At 66.8% G+C, this 10,855-nt stretch carries 9 protein-coding genes and 1 pseudogene; 9 read left to right on the forward strand and 1 reads right to left on the reverse strand.

Translation table 11 applies throughout. From position 1 onward, the window contains the following. Nucleotides 1–226 precede the first annotated feature (226 nt). From PKH97_RS08990 to PKH97_RS09030, 9 genes and pseudogenes are all read left to right on the forward strand, one after another. The gene (locus tag PKH97_RS08990) at nt 227–1,072 is read left to right on the forward strand and encodes a molybdopterin-dependent oxidoreductase (protein WP_324387071.1); all 846 of its coding nucleotides are present in this window, start codon (nt 227–229) and stop codon (nt 1,070–1,072) included. A gap of 2 nt (nt 1,073–1,074) precedes the next feature. Then, a complete protein-coding gene (gene nuoH / locus PKH97_RS08995; RefSeq protein WP_324387078.1) occupies nt 1,075–2,424 on the forward strand; it encodes an NADH-quinone oxidoreductase subunit NuoH in 1,350 nt (449 codons plus the stop codon). Continuing rightward, nucleotides 2,417–2,953: pseudogene (gene nuoI / locus PKH97_RS09000) on the forward strand (NADH-quinone oxidoreductase subunit NuoI); the annotation flags it as partial. The gene nuoH and the pseudogene nuoI, both read left to right, overlap by 8 nt. 14 nt (nt 2,954–2,967) lie before the next feature. Beyond that, entirely contained in the window at nt 2,968–3,738 is a 771-nt protein-coding gene (locus tag PKH97_RS09005; protein WP_324387072.1) for an NADH-quinone oxidoreductase subunit J, read from the forward strand. Beyond that, a complete protein-coding gene (nuoK, locus tag PKH97_RS09010) occupies nt 3,735–4,034 on the forward strand; it encodes an NADH-quinone oxidoreductase subunit NuoK (RefSeq protein WP_324387073.1) in 300 nt (99 codons plus the stop codon). Before PKH97_RS09005 ends, nuoK begins: the two co-directional genes overlap by 4 nt. 17 nt (nt 4,035–4,051) lie before the next feature. Continuing rightward, nucleotides 4,052–5,980: an NADH-quinone oxidoreductase subunit L gene (gene nuoL, locus PKH97_RS09015; RefSeq protein ID WP_324387074.1), complete on the forward strand. Its 1,929-nt coding sequence runs from the start codon at nt 4,052–4,054 to the stop codon at nt 5,978–5,980. Beyond that, entirely contained in the window at nt 5,980–7,515 is a 1,536-nt protein-coding gene (locus PKH97_RS09020) for an NADH-quinone oxidoreductase subunit M (protein ID WP_324387079.1), read from the forward strand. Before nuoL ends, PKH97_RS09020 begins: the two co-directional genes overlap by 1 nt. Then, nucleotides 7,515–9,062 (forward strand): NADH-quinone oxidoreductase subunit NuoN, encoded by a 1,548-nt coding sequence (gene nuoN / locus PKH97_RS09025; RefSeq protein WP_324387075.1) that lies wholly within the window; start codon nt 7,515–7,517, stop codon nt 9,060–9,062. The genes PKH97_RS09020 and nuoN overlap by 1 nt, the downstream gene beginning before the upstream one ends. 4 nt (nt 9,063–9,066) lie before the next feature. Continuing rightward, nucleotides 9,067–10,068 carry a polyprenyl synthetase family protein gene (locus tag PKH97_RS09030; RefSeq protein WP_324387076.1) on the forward strand — a complete coding sequence of 334 codons (1,002 nt, stop codon included), beginning with the start codon at nt 9,067–9,069 and terminating at the stop codon, nt 10,066–10,068. 23 nt (nt 10,069–10,091) lie between these two features. On the opposite strand, the gene PKH97_RS09035 is transcribed toward PKH97_RS09030, so the two are convergent. Further along, nucleotides 10,092–10,814, reverse strand: a complete 723-nt coding sequence (locus PKH97_RS09035; RefSeq protein WP_324387077.1) for a D-arabinono-1,4-lactone oxidase — start codon at nt 10,812–10,814, stop codon at nt 10,092–10,094. Nucleotides 10,815–10,855 lie beyond the last annotated feature (41 nt).

The following is a 10,855-nucleotide window of genomic DNA, read 5'->3' on the forward strand; positions in this document are numbered from 1 at the left end:
TCGACGGGCACGGCCTGCTGCTCGAGGTCCACCTGCTCGACGGCGGCGGCGACCTGTACGGCCAGCGCCTGCGGGTCGCCTTCCGCCGGCACCTGCGCGGCGACCGGTCGTTCGCCACCGTCGACGAGCTGAAGGCGCAGAACGCCCGCGACTGCGATCAGGCCCGTCTCCTCCAACGCGGCGCGCAGGGGAGCGAGGGGCCCTCGAAGCCGGCGCCCTCGGGACCTTGCTGCCCGGTGGCCGCTCGCTCGACAACATCACCGCGCGCGACGAAGTCGCCCGCGCGTGGGGGATGTCGGGCCTGCCCACCGACCTCGGCCACGACAGCGCCGGCATCGTCGCCAATGCGGCGAGCGGCAAGATCGCGGCGCTGGTCGTCGGCGGCGTCGACCTCGACGACCTGGCCGACCCGCACGCGCATGACGCCCTGCGCGCAGCCTTCGTCGTCTCCCTCGACTACCGGCCGTCCAGCGCCACGGCATACGCCGATGTGATCCTGCCGATCGCGCCGCACGCCGAGAAGGCGGGCAGCTTCGTGGACTGGGAGGGCCGCGTGCGGACCTTTGAGGCAGCCCTGGAGACCAACGCGCTCAGCGACTACCGAGTGCTGGACCTGCTCGCCGCCGAACTCGACCACTTCCTCGGGGCGCGCAGCCTCGGGCAGGTCCGGGCCGAGATGAGCGGGCTGGGTGCGTGGAGCGGCCCGCGGGCCGTGCGCCCGCAGGCCGCGCGAGCCGACGTCCCGACCACGTCCCCTGGACAGTTCGTGCTCGCCAGTTGGCACCACCTGCTGGACAAGGGCAGCCTCCAGGACGGCGAACCCTTCCTGGCTGGCACGGCCCCGGCAGCGGTGGCCCGGCTCTCCCCGGCGGGCGCCGCCGGACTGGGCGTCATCGACGGTGACGTGGTCACCGTGACTGGCGCCCACGGCAGCATCAGCCTCCCGGTCGCCATCACCGAGATGGTCGACAATGTCGTCTGGCTGCCCACCAACTCCACCGGGTCGCGGGTCGCCACCCTCGGCACCGGCACCGGCCAACTCGTGACCGTGACACCCGGAGGTGCCTCGTGATCCTGCTGCATGCGCTCGCTGCCGCGACGGATCCCACGCTCCCGCGCGACAACCCGATCACCGACTTCAGCGACACCCCGTGGTGGCTCTCGCTGGTCAAGGCGCTCTTTCTCTTCGTCTTCCTGCTGCTCAACACCCTGATCGTGATCTGGTTCGAGCGGCGGGTCATCGGACGGATGCAGCAGCGTCCTGGCCCTAACCGCACCGGTCCCTTCGGCCTACTGCAGACGCTCGCGGACGGTGTGAAGCTGGCGCTGAAGGAGGACCTGACCCCCAAGAACGCCGACAAGCTGATCTTCATCCTGGCCCCGGCCTTCTTCGGTGCCTTGGCATTCGTCTCGTTCGCGATCATCCCGCTCGGGCCGACGGTCTCGATGTTCGGGCACCAGACCCCGCTGCAGTTGACCGACCTGCCCGTCGCCGTCCTGCTGGTCCTCGCGGTCGCGGGCGTCGGCGCCTATGGCGTCGTCCTGGCCGGCTGGTCCTCCGGGTCGACCTATCCGCTGCTCGGTGGTCTGCGATCGACGGCGCAGATCATCTCCTACGAAATCGCCATGGGTCTGGCGCTCGTCGCCGTCTTCCTCTACTCCGGGTCGATGTCGACCTCGCAGATCGTCGAGAGCCAGAAGGACCTGTGGCACATCGTGCCGCTGATCATCTCCTTCGTCATCTATGTGATCACCATGGTCGGCGAGACCAACCGGTTGCCCTTCGACCTCGCCGAGGGCGAGGGCGAGTTGACCGGTGGCTTTCACACCGAATACTCCTCGCTGAAGTTCGCGATGTTCTTCCTGGGCGAGTACGTCAACATGTTCACCGTCTCCGCGCTGGCGACCACCTGCTTCCTGGGCGGTTGGCAGGCGCCTCCCGGCATCGCCGCCATCAATGACGGCATGTTCAACCACGGCTGGTGGGGGCTGCTCTGGTTCTTCCTGAAGATCTGGGCCTTCATGTTCTTCTTCGTCTGGCTGCGCGGCTCCCTCCCGCGCACGCGCTACGACCAGTTCATGCGCTTTGGCTGGAAGTTCCTCATCCCCGGCACCCTTGTTTGGGTCATCGCCGTCGCCTTCCTCAAGGCTGCCGACAACGGCTACCTCGGTGAGAAGACGGTCTCCTTCCTCGGTGCCGATCGGCGCCTGGCCTCGCTGATCGTCATCGGCGTGCTCGCGCTGCTCGTCCTCGCGGCCACCTGGATCTGGGAGGGCAAGGCGAGCGCCCGGGCCGAAGCCGCGAAACCGGTTATCCCCGATGTCATCGACCCGTATGCCGGCGGCTATCCCGTGCCGCCCCTCCCGGGCCAGCGCCTCGCCGGTTCCGAGTCCACGAATACGAAGGCAGTGATCCATGGCTGAGAAGGACAAGGGCGGATTCTTCTCCGAAATGTTCGCTCCCGTCGGGGGCTTCGGAGTCACCTTCGCGACGATGTTTCGTAAGGTCAAGACCGAGGAGTATCCCGAGGTCAAGCGGCCCACCCAGCCGCGTTTTCATGGCCGGCACCAGCTCAACCGGCACCCGGACGGGCTGGAGAAGTGCGTCGGCTGCGAGCTGTGCGCCTGGGCCTGCCCGGCCGACGCGATCATGGTCGAGGGCGCCAACAATGACGACACTCCGGGCGGCACCGGCCGCTTCTCGCCGGGGGAGCGGTATGGACGCATCTACCAGATCAACTACCTGCGCTGCATCTTCTGCGGATTGTGCATCGAGGCGTGCCCGACCAGGGCGCTGACCATGACGAACTTCTACGAGCTCGCCGACGACAGCCGCGCCGACCTGATCTTCACCAAGGAGCAGCTGCTCGCCCCGCTCCAGCCCGGCATGCACACGCCGCCCCACCCGATGGCGCAGGGCATGGAGGAGCGCGACTACTACCAAGGAAAGGTCGATGGTGGGACGCGATGACGTCGACCGCTGAAGCAGTCGTCTTCTGGATCTTCGGCCCCCTGGCGGTGCTCTCCGCCGCGGGTCTGCTCTTCGCCAAGAAGGCCGTGTACGCCGCCCTCGGCGTGGTCGTGACGATGGTCGTCCTCGGCGTCTTCTACATCGCCAATGGCGCGGCCTTCCTGGGCATCACTCAAGTCTTCGTCTACTCCGGCGCCGTGATGATGCTCTTCCTCTTCGTCGTGATGTTCGTCGGTGTCGATTCCTCCGACTCCCTGATCGAGACGATCAAGGGTCAGCGTTGGGCGGCCCTGGTGGTCACCCTCGGTCTCGGGTTCCTGCTCGCCGGTGTGATCGGCAAGGTCACCATCGCGGGCACGCCGAATCTTGACCAGATCAACACCTCACCGGGCAATGTCTCCTCCTTGGCCCACGCGATCTTCACCGACTACATCTGGGCCTTCGAACTCGTCGGTGCGCTGCTGGTGGTCTCGGCCATGGGTGCCATGGTCTTGGCGCACCGCGAGCGGCTCGGCGCCAAACCGGACCAGCGCGAATGGGCCAAGCGTCGCTTCCAGCGCGGCGAGTATGTCGCCGGCCTCCCGGCTCCGGGTGTCTTTGCCCGGCACAACGCCGTCGACACCCCCGCCCTGCTGCCCGACGGCCGGCCGACGGAGCTGTCCGTCAGCCGCACCCTGCAAGAGCGCGGCCAAGTCACCAGCCCGCAACGGTTCACCGACGCGGAAGCCGAGCTCGCCAAGGAGATCGAGGAGGGTCGGACGCGATGAGCCTGATGAACTACATCTACTTCGCCATCGTCTTGTTCGTCATCGGCGGTGCCACCGTGTTGACCCGGCGCAACGCCATCCTCGTCTTCATGGGGATCGAGATGATGCTCAACGCGGCGAACCTGGTGTTCGTGACCTTCGGCCGCATGCACCAGTCGATCGACGGCCAGACCATCGCCCTATTCGTGATGGCCGTCGCCGCCGCCGAGGTCGTGGTCGGTCTGGCCATCATCATGGCGATCTTCCGTGCCCGCCGCTCGGCCTCGGTCGACGACGCCAACCTGTTGAAGTATTGACAAGGAGCTAACACACCGTGACCTCCCTCATCTCTCAGTTGGCGCTCGAAGCCACGGCATCTGACGCGGTCAGCCTGCCGGCCTGGCTGTTGATCGCCCTACCGCTGGCCGGGGCTGCGCTCCTGCTCTTCGGCGGCCGGGCGACCAACAGCTTCGGTCCCGCGCTGGCGACCGGCCTGTCCTGGGCCAGTTTCGGCCTCGGCGTCGCTGCCTTGATGCAACTCGTGGAGGCCGATCCCGAGGATCGCCTGACCCGACAGACGCTCTACAACTGGATCCCGGCGGGCAGCTTCCAGCTCAACACCGGGCTCCAGGTCGACACGCTCTCGATCAGCTTCGTCATGCTGATCACCTTCGTCGGCTCGTTGATCCACGTCTACTCGATGGGCTATATGGCCCACGACCCAAACAAGCGGCGCTTCTTCGGCTACCTGAACCTCTTCGTGGCCTCGATGCTGCTGCTGGTGCTCGCGGACTCCTACCTGCTGCTCTTCGTCGGCTGGGAAGGCGTCGGTCTGGCGTCCTACCTGCTGATCGGGTTCTGGTTCCACAACCCCGCCTACGCCACCGCCGGCAACAAGGCCTTCTTCGTCAACCGGGTCGGTGACATCGGGCTCGCGCTAGCCATCTTCTTGATGTTCGCCACCTTCGGCGGCGTCGACTTTGCGACCGTCAACGCCGGTGTGGGGAAGGCGAACACGGCGACGCTAACCGCGATCGGCTTGCTGCTGCTGATGGGGGCCTGTGGCAAGTCCGCGCAGTTCCCCCTGCAGAGCTGGCTGGGTGACGCGATGGCCGGTCCGACGCCCGTCTCGGCGTTGATCCACGCGGCGACCATGGTCACGGCGGGTGTCTACCTCGTCGTGCGCAGCCACGCGATCTTCGAGGGCGCCCCGAACGCTCAGCTCGCGGTCGTCATCGTCGGCGCGATCACCTTGCTCTACGGAGCGATCGTCGGGTGCGCCAAGGACGACATCAAGAAGGCTCTCGCGGCATCGACGATGAGCCAGATCGGCTACATGATGCTCGCGGCCGGTCTCGGCCCGGTCGGCTACGCCTTCGCGATCTTCCACCTGATCACCCATGGCTTCTTCAAGGCCGGGATGTTCCTCGGTGCCGGCTCGGTCATGCACGGCATGGACAACCAAGTCGATATGCGGCGCTTTGGCCACCTGGCTCCCTATATGAAGATCACCTGGATCACCTTCGGTCTCGGCTGGCTGGCGATCCTCGGTGTCCCGCCCTTCTCCGGTTTCTGGTCAAAGGACAAGATCATCGAGGCGGCCTTCATCGGCGAGGGCTGGCGGCCCTGGGTCTTCGGCGGCGCGGCCCTGCTCGGTGCCGGCGTGACGGCCTTCTATATGTCGCGCCTGTTCTTCATGACCTTCCAGGGCAAGGCCCGCTGGACCGACGGTCAGCACCCGCACGAGTCCCCGCTGTCGATGACCATCCCGATGATGATCCTCGCGGTCGGTTCCGCGGCGATCGGTCTGGTGCTCGGCCCGACCAACATCTTCACCGACTGGCTCGAGCCCTTGACCGGCCATCACGATCACGGTGAACCGGTGATCGCGGTGCCCGTCCTGATGGCTTTGACCCTCCTGCTCGTCCTCGCCGGCCTGGCGCTGGCCTGGTTGCGTTATGGCCGCGACGATGTCCCCGAGGTCGCTCCGGCAGGCAACGCCTTGACCAGGGCGGCGCGCAAGGACCTCTATCAGGATGACCTCAACGAAGCCATCTGGATGTGGCCGGGCATCAAACTCGTCCGGTCGGTCATCTGGACAGACAACGAATTGGTCGACGGCGGCGTGACCGGCCTGGCCCGGTTCACCGGCGGCGCGGCCAAGGCGTTGCGGGTCGCGCAGAACGGTTTTGCCCGGTCCTATGCCCTGACGATGCTCACCGGCGTCGTCGCGATCCTCGGTGCACTGTGGGTGATGAACTGATGGACAACTTCCCCTGGCTGAGCGTGATGCTGCTCGTGCCGCTCGTCGGCGCGGCGCTGATCGCCGCGCTGCCGTCGGCGCTGGCAGCGCGCGCCAAGGAACTCGCCCTTGTCTTCTCGCTGGCCACACTGGCCGTCGGCGTCGGCGCGGTCCTCAACTTCGACGCCAATGACTTCTCGGCGTATCAACTGACCGAGGTGCACTCGTGGATCTCCTCCTTCGGCGCGTCCTACGCCCTCGGAGTGGACGGCATCGCACTCTCGCTGATCGTGATGGCGACGATCCTCGCGCCGGTCTGCATCCTGGCCGCCTGGAATGACGTTCCCGAAGGGGGCACCCGGGAGAAGAACTACTTTGCGCTGCTGCTGTTGCTGCTGACCTTCATGGTCGGTGTCTTCGCGGCGAGCGACGTTTTCCTCTTCTACGTCTTCTTCGAGGCCATGCTCATCCCGCTCTACTTCCTCATCGGGTCGTATGGCGGTGCCGGCCGGCAGGCGGCCGCGCTGAAGTTCATCCTCTTCTCGCTCGCCGGCGGCCTGGTCATGCTCGTGGCCGTCATCGGGCTCTACTTCCAGGGCCCCCGCGGTGATCAGGGCTTCCTGATTCAAAACCTCGTCGGCCTGCCGATCGACCCAACGACGCAGAAGTGGCTCTTCATCGGCTTCTTCTTCGCCTTCGCGGTCAAGGCGCCCATGTGGCCGGTGCACACGTGGTTACCCGATGTGGCGGCGACGGCGACCCCGGCGACGACGACCTTGCTGGTCAGCGTGCTGGACAAGATCGGCACCTACGGCATGATCCGGTTCTGCCTGCAGCTCTTCCCGGATGCCAGCGAGTGGGCCACGCCGGTCGTCATCGCCCTGGCGGTCGTCTCCATCTACTACGGAGCTATGTGCGCGATCGCGCAGAACGATCTGATGCGCCTGATCTCCTACACCTCGATCAGCCACTTCGGCCTGATGATCATGGGCATCTTCGCGCTGACCACGGTCTCAAATGCCGGTGCCGGCATCTACATGCTCAACCACGGCTTCTCGACGGCGGCACTCTTCCTGATCGCGGGCATGCTTATCGCTCGCCGGCGCAGTGGGAAAATCTCCGACTTCGGCGGATGGCAGAAGGTCACGCCGCTCATCGCGGGGACCTTCCTCGTGGCGGGTATGGCCTCCTTGGCACTGCCGGGCATGGGCCCGTTCATCGGTGAGTTCCTCGTCCTCAACGGCACCTTCCAGCGCTACAAGGGCGTCGCGATCGTGGTCACCCCGATCGTGGTCCTCGCGGCGATCTACATCCTGTGGATGTACAAGCGGATGATGACCGGGCCGGCGGCCGAGGGCGCGGCGGCGGCCGATATGGGCTGGCGCGAGAAGTTCGTCGTGGCCCCGCTGATTCTCAGCCTGCTCTTCCTCGGCTTCTATCCGAAGCCCGCGCTCGACCTGATCAACCCGGCAGTGCAGCGGGTGCTCACCGAGGTGGGAGTGAGCGACCCCGCACCGGTCGTTCCGGCCACCGCGATCACTGGGAGTGAGAAGTGATGGGCGGCTACACCGCACCTTCGGTCGACTGGTGGGCGATCGCGCCGATCATCGTCGTCTTCGCCGGCGGCCTCGTCGGCACCGTGCTCGAAGCCTTCGCCCCGCGCACCGTGCGGCACAGCGTGCAAGTGGCTCTCGCCATCGGCACGCTGGCGCTCGCCTTTGCGACCCTGGTGCTGAAGGCGGTGGACCAGCAGGGCGCCACATTGGGTGGCGGCATCATCATCGACGGCCCCGCGCTCTTCATGCAGGGCTCGATCCTTATCCTGTCGCTCATCTCGGTGTTGTTGATGGCGGAGAAGTTCTCCTCCGCGGGCGCGGACGCCTTCACCCCCATGGGTGCTGCCGTCCCCGGCTCGCCGCTCGAGCGCGCCGCGTCGAGGGCGGGTTGGGGGACCAGCGAGGTCTTCCCGCTCGCGCTGTTCTCGATCGGCGGCATGATGTCTTTCACCTCCGCGGGCGACCTGCTGGTGATGTTCATCGCGCTCGAGGTGCTTTCGCTGCCGCTCTACCTGCTGACCGGCTTGGCCCGTCGCCGCCGGCTGCTCTCGCAGGAGGCGGCGCTGAAGTACTTCCTCCTCGGGTCCTTCGCCAGTGCCTTCTTTCTTTTCGGGTCCGCGCTGCTCTACGGCTACTCCGGCAGCATCAAGTTCGGCCAGATCTCCGATGCGATCACCAAGGCACCGGCAGAGGTCAACGGACTGCTCCTGCCCGGCGTGCTCTTCGTGCTGGTCGGCCTGCTCTTCAAAGTCGGTGCGGCGCCCTTCCACATGTGGACCCCGGACGTCTATCAGGGCGCGCCAACGCCGATCACCGGCTTCATGGCCGCCTGCACCAAGCTCGCCGCGTTCGGCGCGATGCTGCGTGTCGTCTATGTCGGGATCGACGCCAATCGCTGGGACTGGCGCCTGGCCATCGCGGCGGTCGCCGCGTTGACCATGGTCATCGGCTCGATCCTCTCGGTCACCCAGACCGACATCAAGCGCTTGCTCGCCTATTCCTCGATCGCGCACGCCGGCTTCATCCTGGTCGGTGTGCTGGCCTTCGACAAGACGGCGGTCGCGGGCGTGATGTTCTACGTCCTCGCCTACGGCCTGGCGACGCTGGCGGCTTTCGGGATCGTCGCGCTCGTTCGCCGCGGTGACGCCGAGGCCTCCCAGATCGGCCAGTGGGCCGGGCTGGGCAAGAAGCACCCGGTCATCGCCGCCATCATGGCGCTGCTTCTGCTCTCGTTCGCAGGCATCCCGTTGACCTCGGGCTTCACCAGCAAGTTCGCGGCCTTCGCGCCCGCGATCGCGCACGGCGGGCGGGCGCTGATCATCCTGGTGATCATCGGCGTCCTGTGCTCGGCGATCACGGCATATGTCTATATCCGCATCATCTTGCTGATGTACTTCACCGACGGTGACGACGAGGTGGTGGCTCTGACGCCGTCCATCCTGTCCACGGTGGCCTTGGCCGCTGCGGTCATCGCGACGATCGGCTTGGGCGTGGTGCCCGGCCCCGTCCTCGACCTGGCCAACACCGCGAGCCAGTTCCTGCGCTGATCGTATGGTGACCCCCGCCCCCGCTCCGACCCTGCCGGGCATCTCGCCCGAGCTCCAGTCTCGCCTAGATGCCGGCCTCGCCGAGGTCGAGGCGCTGCTAGAGGCTCGGGTCGACCATGCGGATCCCTTCATCGCCGAGGCGAATGCCCACCTGCTCGGTGCCGGCGGCAAGCGCTTCCGACCGCTGCTCACCTTGCTAGCCGCCGAGCTCGGCTCCGGGATCGGCCCAGACATCGTGGCGGCGGCGGCCGGCGTCGAGTTGACGCATCTGGCCTCGCTCTACCACGACGATGTGATGGACGACGCTTATACCCGGCGCGGGGTGCCGTCCGCGAACGCGAAGTACGACAACTCGACGGCGATCCTCGTCGGTGATTTGCTCTTCGGCACCGCGTCGGACATCATCGCCGACCTCGGGCCGGAGGCGGTGAAGATCCAGAGTCAGACCTTCATCCGCCTGTGCTCGGGTCAGATCCGCGACGACCGCCCCTGTCCCCCGAGTGAAGACCCGCACGGCTACTACCTGGGCGTGCTCGCCGACAAGACCGGGGTGCTGATCGCCACGGCCGCTCGCTACGGCGCGCTGCTGTCCGGATGCTCGCGCGAGGTCATCGATGTCCTCATCGAGTACGGCGAGCGGATCGGCATTGCCTTCCAGTTGGCCGACGACCTGATCGACATCTCCTCCGAGGCCGACGTGCTCGGCAAGGCGCCCGGGACCGACATCCGCGAGGGCAAGCGCACCCTGCCGATCATTTATGCGCTGGCTTCCACCGACCCGGCAGACGCGCGCCTGCAGGAACTCCTACGCCAGCTCGACCCGAGCGACGACCACGTCGCCGAGGCGCTGGACCTCCTGCGCGGCCACCCGGCCATGGACCGGGCTCAAGCCGAGACCTTGGAGATGGCGCTGGCCGCCCAGGCGGTGCTCGACCCACTGCCCGATGGCGAGGTCAAAGCCGCCCTGGCCCACTTGGCCTTGCGCGTCGTCCAGCGCAACCAGTAGCACCCTGCCCGCCGCATCCGCACTCAGACTCCGAGACCGAGGACCAGCTCGAGATAGGTGTTGGTAAAGGTCCGGCCGGGGTCGACCGCCTCCCGCACGGCACGGAAGTCGTCGAAGCGCGGGTAGAGCGCACGCAAGCGCGGGGCATCGAGCGTATGCAGCTTGCCCCAGTGCGGCCGGCCGGCGTGCTCGGCGACGATCGCCTCGAAGGCCGCGAAATAGGGGCGGTGGTCGAGCCGGTGATACTGGTGGATCGCGATATAGGCGTTGGCGCGGTCATACCCCGTGGAAAGCCAGATGTCGTCTGCGGCGGCGAAGCGCACTTCGACCGGGAAGGGGAGTGTGGCGCCCGAGCGGTCGATCCAGCGGCGCAGTTCGGTCAGGACGGGGACCAGTGCGGCGCGGGGAACGGCATACTCGCTCTCCACGAAGCGCACGGAGCGACGGGTGCAGAACACGCGATAGGAGCGGTCGACATACTCCCGGGCCGAGAGGGCGCGGGCGCTGATCTGGTTGATGCGCGGCGTCAGCGTCGGCCGCGCGGCGGCGAGCCGGTTGATTCGCTCGAAAAGCACATTGGCTGACAGGTCGTCGTCCACGCGCTCCCGCCAGCGCGGCAGGGGCGCAAAGTCCGCCTCCGGCGCACGGTCATTGACCTTGATCTGGACGCGGTCGGTGTGGGGGAACCAGTAGAACTCCAGATGCCGGTGCGCCTCGAGCCGGGCGTCCAGGCTGCTAGCGGACATGCCAATCTCCCTGTAGGCGGACACGTACTTCCCTGCTGACG

Source organism: Nostocoides sp. (assembly GCF_035343835.1).
Classification (GTDB): domain Bacteria; phylum Actinomycetota; class Actinomycetes; order Actinomycetales; family Dermatophilaceae; genus Nostocoides_A; species Nostocoides_A vanveenii.